This window comes from Microbacterium sp. NPDC090014 (genome assembly GCF_044748285.1).
Lineage (GTDB): Bacteria > Actinomycetota > Actinomycetes > Actinomycetales > Microbacteriaceae > Microbacterium.
The window spans coordinates 835365-849529 of sequence record NZ_JBIVFS010000001.1 but is presented as its reverse complement, the minus strand read 5'-3'; the positions used below and the strand labels follow the sequence as shown (position 1 = coordinate 849529).

The 14165-nt window shown below is 68.8% G+C and carries 15 protein-coding genes; 7 read left to right on the top strand and 8 right to left on the bottom strand.

Going from position 1 to position 14165, the window contains the following annotated elements; translation table 11 throughout:
• Positions 1-5: 5 nt before the first annotated feature.
• Together ACIPV5_RS04135 and ACIPV5_RS04130 are read right to left on the bottom strand one after the other, a co-directional pair.
• Positions 6-257: a hypothetical protein gene (locus tag ACIPV5_RS04135; RefSeq protein WP_053098524.1), complete on the bottom strand. Its 252-nt coding sequence runs from the start codon at positions 255-257 to the stop codon at positions 6-8.
• Between the two features lie 184 nt (positions 258-441).
• Positions 442-897: an SRPBCC family protein gene (locus tag ACIPV5_RS04130; protein WP_053098523.1), complete on the bottom strand. Its 456-nt coding sequence runs from the start codon at positions 895-897 to the stop codon at positions 442-444.
• Positions 898-1014: 117 nt separating this feature from the next.
• Here ACIPV5_RS04130 and ACIPV5_RS04125 point away from each other — a divergent pair, with 117 nt between their 5' ends.
• Complete coding sequence (locus tag ACIPV5_RS04125) at positions 1015-2049, top strand: aromatic acid exporter family protein (protein ID WP_053098522.1); 1035 nt, start codon at positions 1015-1017, stop codon at positions 2047-2049.
• A 22-nt stretch (positions 2050-2071) separates the two neighbouring features.
• On the opposite strand, the gene ACIPV5_RS04120 is transcribed toward ACIPV5_RS04125, so the two are convergent.
• Entirely contained in the window at positions 2072-2269 is a 198-nt protein-coding gene (locus tag ACIPV5_RS04120) for a hypothetical protein (protein ID WP_053098521.1), read from the bottom strand.
• A gap of 101 nt (positions 2270-2370) precedes the next feature.
• On the opposite strand from ACIPV5_RS04120, the gene ACIPV5_RS04115 reads away from it, so the two are divergent.
• Positions 2371-3039 carry a DNA alkylation repair protein gene (locus ACIPV5_RS04115; protein WP_053098520.1) on the top strand — a complete coding sequence of 223 codons (669 nt, stop codon included), beginning with the start codon at positions 2371-2373 and terminating at the stop codon, positions 3037-3039.
• Positions 3040-3110: 71 nt separating this feature from the next.
• Here the strand turns inward: ACIPV5_RS04115 and putP are convergent, their stop codons facing one another.
• Positions 3111-4622: a sodium/proline symporter PutP gene (gene putP / locus ACIPV5_RS04110; protein ID WP_400339897.1), complete on the bottom strand. Its 1512-nt coding sequence runs from the start codon at positions 4620-4622 to the stop codon at positions 3111-3113.
• A 106-nt stretch (positions 4623-4728) separates the two neighbouring features.
• Here putP and deoD point away from each other — a divergent pair, with 106 nt between their 5' ends.
• Both deoD and ACIPV5_RS04100 read left to right on the top strand, forming a co-directional pair.
• Complete coding sequence (deoD, locus tag ACIPV5_RS04105; RefSeq protein ID WP_053098518.1) at positions 4729-5442, top strand: purine-nucleoside phosphorylase; 714 nt, start codon at positions 4729-4731, stop codon at positions 5440-5442.
• Between the two features lie 154 nt (positions 5443-5596).
• Positions 5597-8110 (top strand): DEAD/DEAH box helicase, encoded by a 2514-nt coding sequence (locus ACIPV5_RS04100; protein ID WP_400339896.1) that lies wholly within the window; start codon positions 5597-5599, stop codon positions 8108-8110.
• Here ACIPV5_RS04100 and ACIPV5_RS04095 read toward each other — a convergent pair.
• Genes ACIPV5_RS04095 through ACIPV5_RS04085 form a run of 3 tightly spaced genes read right to left on the bottom strand, consistent with a single transcriptional unit; the run spans position 8107 to position 10852 of the window.
• Positions 8107-9102 (bottom strand): D-alanine--D-alanine ligase, encoded by a 996-nt coding sequence (locus ACIPV5_RS04095; protein WP_400339893.1) that lies wholly within the window; start codon positions 9100-9102, stop codon positions 8107-8109. The genes ACIPV5_RS04100 and ACIPV5_RS04095 overlap by 4 nt on opposite strands.
• Positions 9099-10247, bottom strand: coding sequence for an alanine racemase (alr, locus tag ACIPV5_RS04090; protein ID WP_400339890.1), 1149 nt, complete (start codon positions 10245-10247; stop codon positions 9099-9101). The genes ACIPV5_RS04095 and alr overlap by 4 nt, the downstream gene beginning before the upstream one ends.
• A complete protein-coding gene (locus ACIPV5_RS04085) occupies positions 10244-10852 on the bottom strand; it encodes a M15 family metallopeptidase (RefSeq protein WP_056276300.1) in 609 nt (202 codons plus the stop codon). The genes alr and ACIPV5_RS04085 overlap by 4 nt, the downstream gene beginning before the upstream one ends.
• A gap of 102 nt (positions 10853-10954) precedes the next feature.
• Here ACIPV5_RS04085 and ACIPV5_RS04080 point away from each other — a divergent pair, with 102 nt between their 5' ends.
• Positions 10955-11626 (top strand): response regulator transcription factor, encoded by a 672-nt coding sequence (locus ACIPV5_RS04080; protein WP_053098514.1) that lies wholly within the window; start codon positions 10955-10957, stop codon positions 11624-11626.
• Positions 11627-11654: 28 nt separating this feature from the next.
• Positions 11655-12731 (top strand): HAMP domain-containing sensor histidine kinase, encoded by a 1077-nt coding sequence (locus tag ACIPV5_RS04075; protein ID WP_053098513.1) that lies wholly within the window; start codon positions 11655-11657, stop codon positions 12729-12731.
• Positions 12732-12949: 218 nt separating this feature from the next.
• Here the strand turns inward: ACIPV5_RS04075 and ACIPV5_RS04070 are convergent, their stop codons facing one another.
• Positions 12950-13606 (bottom strand): FMN-dependent NADH-azoreductase, encoded by a 657-nt coding sequence (locus ACIPV5_RS04070; protein ID WP_400339885.1) that lies wholly within the window; start codon positions 13604-13606, stop codon positions 12950-12952.
• A gap of 79 nt (positions 13607-13685) precedes the next feature.
• Between ACIPV5_RS04070 and ACIPV5_RS04065 the strand changes: the two genes are divergently transcribed.
• On the top strand, positions 13686-14024 hold the full coding sequence (locus tag ACIPV5_RS04065) for a helix-turn-helix domain-containing protein (RefSeq protein ID WP_053098511.1): 339 nt from the start codon (positions 13686-13688) through the stop codon (positions 14022-14024).
• Positions 14025-14165: the final 141 nt, after the last annotated feature.

Below are 14165 nucleotides of genomic sequence, written 5' to 3'. Positions count from 1 at the left end.
GACGATCACCGGGCGGGTGCCGGTTCGCGGCCCGCGGATGCGCGGCGCTCGGGCTGCCGTGCAGCATCCGTCGCCGCGTCGCGCGATGCGTCGGTCGTGTGCAGCAGCCGGCCGGCCAGACGCCGGACCGGGCCGGGCTGTCTGCGGACCAGCTGATCGCTGCGCTCCTCGATGACGCGACGGCGTTCTGCCGCGCGAGCGAGCTGCTCCTGGTCGAACTCGGTCGATCTGTAGGCGAGATACGGGTGCTCGAACATGACATCTCCTCGGTGTGCGATGTCCTCAGAATCCGCTCTGAGTCACCCCGACGACATCGGGAGGATGCCCTATCTTCCGTTCGTGAGTTCCCTAGTCGACGCCGGGCGTGCCGTCCTCCGGGCAGCGAAAGAGGTCCGAGCGGTGATGGGGGCACCACCGCTCGGACCTCAGCTCAGGGGTCGATCAGGCGTCGACGTCGCCGCGCCACGCACCGGTCTCGGTGCCGCGCTTCTCCATGAACTCCTTGAAGTTCTGGAGATCCTTCTTCACCGCGTGCGAGCCCGCGCCCACGAGCGAGCCGACCTTCTCGAGAAGCCCCTCGGGCTCCCAGTCGATCTGCACGGTCACGCGGGTCGTGAGGTCTTCGAGCTTGTGGAACGTCACGACGCCCGCATGCTCGGTCTCACCGCCGATGCTGTTCCACGCGACTCGCTCGTCGGGGTGCTGCTCGGTGATCTCCGCGTCGAACTCGCGCGTCGCGCCGCCGACGTTCACCTTCCAGCGGGTGTGGGTGTCGTCCAGCTGGACGATCGACTCCACCTCATCGAGGAACTGCGGGAAGCTCTCGAACTGCGTCCACTGGTTGTACGCCACGTCGATGGGAACGTGTACGTCGATGGTCTCGATGATCTGCACCATGTGATGCTCCTCACTGTTCGTCGGTCGTGTCATCCCATTCAGCGGCGTTCGACGACTCTTGGCGACGGGGTTGACATCTCCCCTGACGGCACTCGCTAGCCGAGTAGCGTTGCAGGCATGCGCATCCACGCCGCGATCCGCGCCTCGAAGCGCTCACCCCTGCTGCAGGTGGTGAAGTCCGCCGCGGCGACGATCGCCGCATGGATGCTCGCGGGATGGGTGGTTCCGGGACAGCTCCCCGTCTTCGCCGCGATCGCCGCTCTGCTCGTCGTGCAGCCCAGCGTCAACCAGTCGCTGTCGAAGGCGCTCGAACGCAGCATCGGCGTGATCGTCGGCGTGGTGATCGCGGTGGCCCTGGGCCTTCTCCTGGGGTCACCGAGCTGGATCGTGCTGCTCGCCATCGTGGTGGCCATGCTCGTCGCGTGGGCCTTCCGGGCGACGCCCGGCACCGGCAACCAGGTGGCCATCTCGGCGATGCTCGTGCTCGCGCTGGGCTCGACTCCCGACTATGCGATCGCGCGCATCTTCGAGACCCTGATCGGCGTGGTCATCGGCATCGTCGTGAACGCCCTGATCGTGCCGCCCGTGCTGGTCGCCCCGGCCCGACGCGATCTCGGGCTGCTGGGCAGCGAGCTCGCCTCGAGCCTCGACCGACTAGCCGATGCGCTGCCCGAACCCCAGACTCCCGCCACGCTGCATCAGCTCATGCTCGAAGCCAGACTGCTGCGCCCGATGAAGGACGCGGCAGAGGCATCCATCGCTGCGGGTGAGGAATCCCTCACTCTGAACCCGCGCCGGTCGACGCACCGTGAAGAGCTCGTCGAGATGCGCGCACTGCTCGAACGGCTGACGCCCATCGTGACGCAGACCATCGGGATGACGCGCGCCTACTTCGACCACTACGACGACTCCATCGGTGAGGAGCCGGCCGTCACGGCCATCGCGGAGCAGCTGCGGCGCGCAGGACACGATGTGCGACTGGCTGTGCAGATCGCCGACGTGTCCCCGGAGCCCGAGACACTGACCTCGGCGATCCCGGCACTGACCGCGCCTCTCGTCATCCGGCCGCCCTCGTCGACGCACTGGATCCTCATCGGGTCGCTGATGGAGGACCTCAGGCGCATCCGCGCGGAACTCGTCGACGAGGAATGACAGGGCGACGCGGCGGCGCCGGTCAGTCCTGCTCGGGGTCGTCGGCGAGCACGTCGCCGTCGTCGTCGTCGCTCTCGTCGCCCGAGCCGGAGGGGACGACCGTCGGCGGCTCTCCCTTGTTGTCCTCGGCGCCGAGGTTGTCGTTCTCCTCGGGGCCGGGCGACGGCTCCGTGCTGATGTCGTTGCGGTCGGTGCTGATGTCGTCGCTGTCGCGAGTCATGGCATTTTCCCTTCGTCGGAGTTCGATCTCCTGCGAGGTTAGGGCCGCATGCCCGCAGAAAGCCCGGGCCTTGACAAGCGCTCCGGGCCTACCCTGGTGACATGTCCGACATGACCGTTCCCGAGGCTCTGGCCGAGCTCGCCGCCCTCGAGGATCCGAAGATGCGCGCCGCGAACGAGAAGCGCGGCGACGACCACGGCATCAATCTCAGCCGCATGCGCACCCTCGCGAAGCGCATCAAGACAGACCAGCCCCTGGCGAAAGAGCTGTGGGCGACCGGCGACACCGCCGCCCGGCTGCTGGCGCTGCTGATCTGCACGCCGCGCGCGTTCACCGCCGACGAGCTCGACGCGATGCTGCGACAGACTCAGGCCCCCAAGGTCAACGACTGGTTCGTGAACTACGTCGCGAAGAAGACCCCCCTCGCGGAGGAGCTGCGGCTGCGCTGGTTCGACGACTCCGACCCGACCGTCGCCGCGGCCGCATGGTCGCTCACGACGGTGCGCGTCGCGAAGGATGCCGAGGGCCTCGACCTCGATCACCTGCTCGATCTGATCGAGCGCGATCTGCAGAACGCGCCCTCGCGGTTGCAGTGGGCGATGAACGAGACGCTCGCCAACATCGGCATCTTCCACCCGGAGCTGCGGTCCAGGGCGCTCGAGATCGGTGAGCGCCTGCAGGTGCTCGCCGACTACCCCACCGCGCCCGGCTGCACCTCGCCGTTCGCGCCGATCTGGATCGGCGAGATCGTGCGGCGGCGCGAGGGCTGAGACCCGACGCGAGGGCTGATCCCCGCATCCGGCGACTCAGCCCTGCGTCCCGCGACTCAGCCCTGCGTCCGTCAGCGAGCGCTGCCGACTGCGGCCCGCGGTGCCGTCAGCATCGCTTCGACGTCGGTGAACTCCTTCTCGATGTCGTCGTTGCGCGTGTAGGTGACGAGGCTCACCACGACGGCCGCGACGAACGCGAACACGAACGCGGGGAGCAGCTCGTACAGGTCGGTGTCCAGGGCCTTCCAGACGAACACCGTGACCGCTCCGACGAACATGCCCGCGAGAGCACCCCAGTTCGTGAGCTTGCGCCAGAACAGGCTGAGCAGGATGATCGGGCCGAACGCGGCACCGAATCCTGCCCAGGCGAACGACACGAGCCCGAGGATCGAGTCGTTCGGCGTGATCGCGAGGATGATCGCGATGATCGCGACGACGAGCACCGCCAGGCGGCCCAGCAGCACCAGCCGCTTGTCGGACGGCGGGGTCTTGCGCACCACCTTGTAGAGGTCCTCGACCAGCGCAGACGAGCACACGACCAGCTGGCTCGACACGGTGCTCATGATCGCCGCGAGCACGGCCGCCAGCACGAGTCCGGCGACGAACGGATGCAGCAGCGTCTGCGACATCAGCAGCACCACGGTCTCGGGGTTGTCGAGGGTGATGCCCTGCTGCGCCATGTAGGCGATGCCGACGAGGCCCGAGATGATCGCGCCGAACATCGAGACGACCATCCAGGAGATGCCGATGCGACGCGCGCTCTTCGCCTCCTGCGGCGAGCGCAGCGCCATGAAGCGCACGATGATGTGCGGCTGCCCGAAGTACCCGAGGCCCCACGCCAGGGCCGAGGCGATGGCGAGGAAGGTGCCGCCGGTGACGGCCCCTCCGCCGAGCAGCGACAGGAATCCCTCTCCGGCGTTCTCGGTGATGAGCGTCGACGTCTCCTCGAGTCCGCCGATCGCGATGACGGCGGCGACCGGCACGACGATCAGCGCGATCACCATCATCAGCCCCTGCACGACGTCGGTGAGGGAGGCCCCGAGGAATCCGCCGAAGAGCGTGTACAGCAGCGTGATGCCGCCGACCAGCAGCATCCCGAACAGGTAGTCGCCGTTGAACGAGCTCTCGAAGAAGACGCCGGCGGCGACCATGCCCGACGAGATGTACAGCGTGAAGAACACCAGGATGATGAGCCCCGAGACGATGCGCAGCGACCGGCTGGTGTCGCGGAGCCGGTTCTCGAAGAAGCTCGGGATCGTGATCGAGTTGCGCGACACCTCGGTGTAGGCGCGAAGCCGTGGGGCCACCAGCAGCCAGTTGAGGTAGGCGCCGATCGTCAGCCCGATCGCGATCCAGGCCTCGATCAGTCCAGCGGCGTAGATCGCGCCGGGAAGGCCCATCACGAGCCAGCCCGACATGTCGGCCGCACCGGCGCTGATCGCGGCGACCCACGACGGCAGGTTGCGTCCGCCGAGCATGTAGTCCTCGTGGTCGGAGGTGCGCTTGTAGGCGAAGTATCCGATGAGCAGCATGCCGGCGAAGTACAGCCCGAGCGCCCCGTACAAGAAGATCTGATCGGACATCGTCGTCCCTTTTCCGCGGTGCCGATCACCGCTCGGTACCGATGATCTCAAGGCGGACGCTGTGGTCCGGGCGCGCCACGCAGAGACCGCTGGTTACGCTGAAGCCATGAGCACGCACATCGCCGCACAGCCCGGTCAGATCGCCCCCGTCGTCCTGTTCCCCGGCGATCCGCTGCGGGCGAAGTGGATCGCCGAGACCTTCCTCGACGACGCCGAGCTGTACTCCGAGACCCGCGGGATGCTGGGCTTCACCGGCACCTGGGAGGGCCACCGCGTCTCGGTGCAGGGTTCGGGCATGGGTCAGCCGTCGATGGCCATCTATGCGACCGAGCTGTTCGAGGAGTACGACGTGCAGACGATCGTGCGCGTCGGATCGTGCGGGGCGCTGACCGAGAAGCTGCAGGTGAGGGACATCATCATCGCGAACGGCGCCTGCACCGATTCGGGCATCAACAGGGTGCGCTTCCACGGACTCGACTACGCACCTGTCGCGGACTTCGGACTGCTGCGCGCGGCGGTCGAGGCGAGCGAGGCCGAGCCCCTGGACTCGGCCGTCCACGTCGGTCTGCTGTTCTCGAGCGACCAGTTCTACAGCACCCGACCCGAGCTGACCGAGCCGTTCGTGCAGCACGGCGCGCTCGGTGTCGAGATGGAGGCCGCGGGGCTGTACACCCTCGCCGCGTACCACGGGCGTCGCGCTCTGGCCATCTGCACGGTGTCGGATCACATCGTCACCGGCGAGCAGACCACCGCTCAGGAGCGCGAGCAGACCTTCGGCGACATGATCCGCATCGCGCTGCGCGCCGCGACGTCCGTCTGAGGCGTTGCGGGCCGGCCGGCGCGCTCGCTCGCTCGCTCGCTCGCAGCGAAGGAGATCTCACGCTTCGAAGGACCGCATCCAGCATCCGCTCCTGCACAGCACGTGTTCCCCTTCGCAGGAGGTGCCCTGCCGGAGGTGGGATGATCGACAGACCATGCCTGCGATCCTCGACCACACGACGCTGACCGACGGATCCGATGCGGATGCCGTCTACACGGCGTTCGTCGAATGGGCCGAGTCGACCGGCATCAGCCTCTACCCCGCCCAGGACGAGGCGGTCATCGAGATCGTCTCCGGCAACAACCTGATCCTGTCGACGCCCACCGGCACCGGCAAGTCGCTCGTCGCGGTCGGCGCGCATTTCGCCGCGCTGGTCGAGGGGCGCCGCTCGTTCTACACCGCCCCGATCAAGGCGCTCGTGAGCGAGAAGTTCTTCTCCCTCGTCGACGTCTTCGGCGCCTCGAACGTCGGCATGATCACGGGCGACTCCTCGGTCAACCCGGATGCCCCGATCATCTGCTGCACGGCCGAGATCCTCGCGAACCTCGCACTGCGCCAGGGCACGGATGCCGCGGTGCATCAGGTAGTCATGGACGAGTTCCATTTCTATGCCGACCCCGACCGCGGGTGGGCCTGGCAGGTACCGCTGCTCGAGCTGCCGCAGGCGCAGTTCATCCTCATGTCGGCCACCCTGGGCGACGTGTCGCAGCTGTCGAGCGACCTCACCCGCAGGACGGGCCGTGACACGGCATCCGTCACTGGCGTCGAGCGCCCGGTTCCGCTGCACTACTTCTATGAGACGACGCCGATCCACGAGACGATCGACGACCTGCTGGGCACGGGCCAGGCGCCGATCTACGTCGTGCACTTCTCGCAGGCCGCTGCGATGGAGCGGGCCCAGGCGCTGTCGAGCACGAAGGTCGCCACGCGCGAGCAGCGCGACGAGATCGCGGCCCTGATCGGCGGTTTCCGCTTCACGACCGCCTTCGGCAAGACCCTCTCCCGCTTCCTCCGCGCGGGCATCGGCGTGCACCATGCCGGGATGCTCCCGAAGTATCGACGTCTGGTCGAGCAGCTCGCCCAGCGAGGTCTGCTGCGCGTGATCTGCGGCACCGACACGCTCGGCGTCGGCATCAACGTGCCGATCCGCACGGTGCTGCTGACCGCTCTGACCAAGTTCGACGGCACCCGGATGCGGCAGCTCAGCGCCCGCGAGTTCCACCAGATCGCCGGGCGGGCGGGCCGCGCGGGCTTCGACACGGCCGGCACCGTCGTCGCCCAGGCTCCGGAGCGCGAGAGCGAGAACGTCGCCGCGATCAAGAAGGCCGGCGACGACCCGAAGAAGAAGCGCAAGATCGTGCGTAAGAAGGCTCCCGATGGCTTCGTCTCGTGGGGCGAGCCGTCGTTCCGCAAGCTGATCGATGCCGAGCCCGAGACCCTCACCTCGCACATGCAGATCACGAGCGCCATGATGCTCAACGTGATCGGGCGCGGCGGCGACGTCTTCGGCAACATGCGCGCACTCGTCTACGACAACCACGAACCTCGCAAACGACAGCGCGAACTCGCTCTGCGCGCCATCGGCATCTACCGCACGCTGCTCGAATCGGGCGTCGTCGAGCAGACGGCCGACGGCGAGATCCGCCTGACCGTCGATCTGCAGCCGAACTTCGCCCTGAACCAGCCGCTGTCTCCGTTCGCTCTCGCCGCCTTCGAACTGCTCGACCGCGACCCGGCTGCCGGCACCGGAACCGGGTCGTACGCCCTGGACATGATCTCGATCGTCGAGTCGACGCTCGATGATCCGCGGGCGATCCTCGGACAGCAGGAGTTCCTGGCACGGGGCGAGGCTGTCGCCGTCATGAAGCGCGAGGGCATCGAGTACGACGAGCGCATGGAGCTGCTCGAGGAGATCACATATCCGAAGCCTCTCGACGAGCTGCTGACCGCCGCATTCGAGACGTTCAGCGCCGCGCAGCCGTGGATCCGCGACTTCGAGCTGCATCCGAAATCCGTCGTCCGCGACATGTACGAGCGAGCCATGTCGTTCGGGGAATATGTCGCGTACTACAAGATCGCGCGGTCGGAGGGCGTCGTGCTGCGCTACCTCTCCGACGCCTATCGGGCGGCCTCGCAGACCATCCCCGAAGAGGCGAAGGACGAGGATCTCCGCGACCTGATCGAGTGGTTGGGCGAGCTGGTGCGCCAGGTGGATTCGAGCCTGCTCGACGAGTGGGAGGAGCTGGTCAACGGCGTGCTCCACGGCCCGGACGACGAGCCGATCGTTCCGCCGGCGCCGAAGAGACTGACATCGAACGTCCGCGCCTTCCGCACTCTCGTGCGCAACGAGCTGTTCCGTCGGGTGCAGCTGGCCGCCCGCGAGGACGTCGCCGCCCTCGCCGAACTCGACCCGACCTTCGGTGCCGACGCCTGGTCGGATGCGCTCGACGGATACTTCGCCGATCACGACGAGATCCTCACGGGCGCGAACGCCCGCAGTTCTCAGCTGCTGCTCCTGACCGAGGGTGCGACGGAGTGGACCGTCCGTCAGATCCTCGACGACCCGGCAGGCGACCACGACTGGGGCATCTCGGCCACCGTCGACCTCGCCGCCTCCGACGAAGAGGGCGCGGCCGTGGTCACGGTGACGGGCGTCGACCGCCTCTAGGCGACCCGCTCGAGGCCGGCCCTCCGGCGCGCACCGTCACCGCCTGGCACCTCAGCGGCTCGCACGAGGCGCGACACGAGGTCGACGTACGACACATCGGCCGCCGCGAACATGCGCGGCGCCTGCGAGGCCGCGGTGAGCCCCGGCATCGTGTTGACCTCGTTCAGCACCGGGCCCTCGGCGGTGAGGAAGAAGTCCATCCTGGCGACCCCGGCGCATCCGAGGGCGTCGAACATGGTCAGTGCCGCACGCGTGAGCGAGGTCGACTCGGCCGTCGACAGCTGCACGGGCACGGTGAATCGCGCGCTGCCGTCATACTTCGTGGCGGTGTCGAAGAGGCCGGCGGCGTGGATCTCGAGCGGCGGCGCCGCCCAGCGGACGCCACCGGCTTCGCGCAGGACGGCGACATCGATCTCCCTCCCCTGCACGACCTCTTCGATGAGGATGCGCCGGTCGAACCGCGCCGCCTCGCGGAGCGCCGGCCCCAGTTCATGCTCTCCCCGCACGAGCGAGACGCCGTAGCTCGAACCGGCCGACACCGGCTTCACCACCACGGGCCCCTCGAACTCGGCATCGCCGCAGTCCGCCGCATCGACGACGCGTCCCCGTGCCGTGCGCAGCCCTGCCGCTTCGGCGACGAGCTTGGTGGCCCACTTGTCCATGCCGATGGCGCCGGCCCGCGGACCCGATCCGACCACGCGCACCCCTGCGAGACCGCACAGTGCCGCGAGTGCTCCGTCCTCCCCCAGGGGTCCATGCACGGCGGGGAATACGACGTCGCAGTCGGCGAGGAGCGGCATCGCGAGAGCGAGGGATCCGGCGGCGGTGGCACCCTCCGAGACGCCCGCCACCTCCCACACGCCCTGCCGCGAGATCGTCACCGTGCTCACGTCGTATCCCCCGAGCCGCAGGGCCTCTGCGACCGCTGCCGCAGAGGCGAGCGACACCTCGTGCTCGGCGTTCTGCCCTCCCCCGATCACCAGTACTCTCATGCGATGGCCCTCTCGACGCGGGAGCCGATGCCCGTCACGACGGTGTGCGGGATGCTCCCCGCCCACCGCGCCCACTCCTGCATACTCGGCACCGCGCCCCCCTCGGGTCCGAAGACCACGACCGAGGTGCCCCTCGGCATCGAGACGTCACCCGTGTCGATCACGATCTGATCCATCGACACACGACCGACGATCGGGCACCGGATGCCGTCGACCGCCACCCCTGCGCCCGCACCGAGCTCCCGCGGGATGCCGTCGGCATACCCGACCCCGATCACGCTCAGATGCGAGGTGCGCGTCGTCACATATGCGCCGCCGTAGCCGATCGCGGTGCCCGCCGGCACGACACTGCTGTGCACGACCGATGCCGTCAGCCGCGCCGCCCCCTGCAGCGGCACCGTCTCCGACGGATCGATGCCGACGAGCCCGGCGCCGACCCTGACCATGTCGAAGTGCGTGGCGGCATCCGTCAGCGTCCCGGACGTCGCCGCGAGATGCACGAGCAGAGGACCGAATCCGGCGCGCAGCACGGCATCCCTCGCCTGTCGCATCCGGAGCACGGCGGGCGCGTTCTTCGCCGGGTCGGCGGCGTCGGCGTCTGGCAGGTGCCCCATCACCCCGACGACGTCGATGCGTGCACGACCCGAGTCGCGGCCCGTGCGAGCCACCCGCAGCAGCTCTGCCCAGTCCTCGAGCGGTACCCCGCCCCGCGACATGCCCGTGTCCATGTGCAGATGCACGCGAACGCACCCGTTCGGCAGCGCCGACGCATCCGCGATCAGCTGCCGCAGCTCCTCGACCGAGCCGACAGCCAGATCGACGCGATCCGCGACGACCTGCGCGACGTCGACCCCGGCGGGGTTGAGCCAGGCGAGGACCGGCACCTCGATCCCCGCCGCACGCAGCGGGGCGGCATCCTCGGCATCCGTGATCCCGAGCCACTCGGCTCCGGCCCCGATCGCCGCGAGAGCGACGGTCACGGCGCCGAGGCCGTAGCCGTCGGCCTTGACGACCGCCATGATGCGGGCGTCCGTGGCCGATCGGATCCGCTCGACGTTCGCTCCGATCGCGTCAGGGATCGTGTGCAGTGTCGGCGGATGAACGCGCGAGAGGGTGAGGCGTGGAGTGGTGAGCGCCGTGGTCATCGCTGCGTCCTGGGATCGGTGGTCGGGTCGTCGTACATCAGCGGGCACCCGTTCGCCGGGGCCGCCGGCCGCAGCTCGAAGTGCCAGCGCTCATTCGCGTAGATCTGGCAGAGGCCGAAGTCCGCGCCGTGGCGTGCCAGCCAGTCCTGAGCGGCGAGAGGGCCGAGGTCGACCGCGTCTCCCGATACGTGCTCGGAGTTCTCGGGGGTGGCGACCCAGCGCGCGGCCTCCTCTTCGGAGCCGTACTCGACGACCGCATCCTGACGCAGCACCTGCTGGTAGTCGGCCGACCGCCAGCCGCTGTTCACATGCATCCGCACGCCGTCGTGCTCGGCAGCGGATGCGGCAGCGCGCACGGCGGCGAGCAGGTCGGAGTCGAGATTCGTCACGGCGGGCGTGTCGTCGAACACCGAGACGGCGCCCTCCTCGCGGATCATCCCGTCCGCCTCGCTGAGGGACGACGGCGCGACGGTCGGCACGACGGATGCCGACGCCAGAGACTGCTGACCGATCAGCACGACCGAGACCGTGAGAGCGACGGCGAGCAGGGCGGCACCGACGATCGCGGTGAGGCGTCGCCGTGAGGAGGTGGAGCGAGTGTTCATGTCCTCAGTCAAGAAGGACGCGTGTTGCGACGACGTATGCGATTTCTCATATGCTCCCGATATGTCCGGGTGCGTAAGCTCTGAGCACATGGGAGCTGTGTCGTGCGTGTGCTGATCGTCGAGGACGAGCCCTATCTCGCGGAGGCTGTGCGAGACGGCCTGAGGCTCGAGGCGATCGCGGCGGACATCGCCGGCGACGGCGACACGGCCCTCGAGCTGCTCAGCATCAACTCCTACGATCTCGCGGTACTCGACCGCGACATCCCCGGTCCGTCGGGAGACGACGTGGCGAGGTCGATCGTGGCCTCGGGCAGCGGCATCCCGATCCTCATGCTCACCGCGGCCGACCGCCTCGACGACAAGGAGTCGGGTTTCGAGATCGGCGCCGACGACTATCTCACCAAGCCCTTCGAGCTGCGCGAGCTCGTGCTGCGCCTGCGGGCGCTCGACCGTCGTCGCCACCGCGCCAGGCCGCCCGTGCTCGAAGTCGCAGGGCTGCGTCTCGACCCGTTCCGCCGCGAGGTCTTCCGCGACGGCAAGTACGTGGCCCTGACGCGCAAGCAGTTCGCGGTGCTCGAGGTGCTCGTCGATGCGGGCGGCGGAGTCGTGAGCGCCGAGCAGCTGCTCGAGCGCGCGTGGGATGAGAACGCCGACCCGTTCACGAACGCCGTGCGCATCACGGTCTCGTCGCTGCGCAAGCGACTGGGCGAGCCGTGGCTGATCCTCACCGTCCCCGGCGTCGGCTACCGCATCGGAACGGATGCCGATGGCTGATCCCGTTCGGCCCGTGAGGCGCCGAGGCATGAGCGCCCGCTGGAAGCTCACGCTGAGCTATGCGGGCGTCGTGGTCGTGTCAGGCATCGGTCTGCTCGCGGCCGTCGCCGTATACCTGCTGCGGTATGTACCGGATGCCGCGATCATCGCCGACCGCTTCGTGCCGAACCGCTCGGACCTGATCCGCGCATTCATTCCGGCTGCGATCGTGATGATGCTCGTGCTGCTCGCGATCGGAATCGGCGGCGGATGGATCATCGCCGGACGGATGCTGGCCCCCCTCGACCGCATCGGACGGGCCGCGCAGCTCGCCGCGCAGGGGTCGCTGTCGCACCGGGTCGCCCTCGAGGGACCGCGCGACGAGTTCCGTGATCTGGCCGATGTCTTCGACTCGATGCTCGAGCAGCTCGAGGCGCACATGGGCGAGCAGCAGCGGTTCGCCGCCAACGCCTCGCACGAGCTGCGTACCCCGCTCGCGATCTCGCAGGCGATGCTGGAGGTCGCCCGCAACGACCCCGACCGCGACGTCGACGCGCTGATCGACCGACTGCACGAGGTCAATGCGCGCGCGATCGAGCTGACCGAGGCCCTGCTGATGCTGAGCCGTGCCGAGCGCCGCGCGTTCACCCGCGAGCCGGTCGACCTGTCACTGCTCGCCGAGGAGTCGACCGAGACGCTCCTGCCGTCGGCCGAGCGACGTGGTGTGTCCATCGACGTCGGCGGTGACACCGCGAACGTGCTCGGATCCCCCGCCCTGCTCCAGCAGCTGATCACGAACCTGGTGCACAACGCGATCGTTCACAACCTGCCCGCAGGCGGCACGGTCATCGTGCGGACGCATGTTCTGCCGCAGGCGGTGGCGTTGGTGGTCGAGAACACGGGCGACGTGCTGCCCGCCCATCTCGTCGCCACGCTCGCGGAACCGTTCCAGAGAGGTGCCGACCGCACGCGCGGCGAGGATCACGGCGGTGTCGGCCTGGGCCTCGCCATCGTGCAGCGCATCGCCCAGGCGCATGACGGATCCCTCGTGCTCACCGCTCGGCACGGCGGGGGTCTGAACGTGACGGTGTGGCTGCCGCATCCGTTCCCCCGGCCCCTCGCCTGAGGCGGCGGTCGGTCGTCCGGAGGTCCGGGACCTGCCCGGAGGTCCGGGTCCTGCCCGGAGGTCCGGGTCTTTGTGTCGTCTGCAGGACCGAGGCACGGATGCAGGACCAGAAACCGTGTTCTGACCCCGCATCCGTGCCCTGATCCTGCAGACGGGACGCCTGGAGGGGCGGGACCAGACGGGATGCCTGGAGGGGCGGGACCGCTCAGGATGCCGGGTCAGGCGACCTGGTCGCCCCGCAGTGCGGCGAGCTCGCGGCCGTACGTGCGCGCCGACTCCTCGGCGTTCTCCTTGAGCTCGCGGGCGGTGTCGGCGAAGGCGTCGAGAGCGGGGTTCACACCGACCAGGGTGAACGGACGCTCGACGATGCGCAGGTCGAGTCCCCAGACGTCCTCGAGCACGCGCCGCAGCCATCCGGTGGAGTGGTCCCAGCCCTCCTTGGGCGTTCCGGGGGCGTAGTTGCCCCCGAGCACGGTGACGAGGGTCGCCGGCTTGCCGCGCAATGCGGTGCCCTGCGGGTCGATGCGCGGGTCGGTGTAGGCCAGGTCGAACCAGGTCTTGAAGTGCTGCGAGACGCCGTAGTTGTAGAGCGGCACGGCGAAGAGCAGCGCGTCGGCGCCGATCAGCTCGTCGGCGAAGGTGGTGGCGAGGGCGCGCGCTGCGCGCTGAGCGTCGGTGCGCTCGGCGTCGTCGACGAATCCGCCGGTCACGGCATCCGCCCATGCCGTCGCGGGCACGGGGTCGGCGACGAGGTCGCGGCGGGTGACCGTGGAGTCCGGGTGCGAGGCGGTCCACTCGGCTTCGACGAGGTCGGCGAGCGAACGGCTGGCGGACGACGCGGGCAGGATGCTGGCATCCAGGCGGAACAGGGACATGAGAAGTGCCTTTCGTTTTTCGTAGTCACTCTGTTTTTCTTAGCGACTCGCGTTAACGTAGCACCGGTATGATGGGCGCATGGCCGAGATCGACGAAGAGCGTCACGTCTGCGACGCCGCCGTCACACTGGCCTTCAGCGTGCTCGGCAAGCGCTGGAACGGCATGATCGTCTCGTCGCTCGGCGGCGGTCCTTCGACGTTCGTCGCGCTGCGCCGCGGGGTGTCCGGCATCAGCGACACCGTGCTCTCCGACCGGCTGGCAGAGCTCGCCGAGGCCGGGCTCGTGGCCCGCGCGGTCGACGCCGGTCCGCCTGTCACGGTCTCGTACTCATTGACCGACAGCGGACGTGGGCTGCTGCCCATCCTCGATCAGCTCGGCACCTGGGCGTCCGAGAACCTCGAGATCCGCGCGCACTGACCGTCGCGCGCGGCCCAGGGTGGCGACCAGCACACCGTTCGCAGGACCGAAGCACGGACGCAGGACCAGATTCCCCGTCCCCTCCTGCAGACGGGATCTCACCCTGCAGACGGCACAGGTCCGGCGGTGCAGTCACGGCAG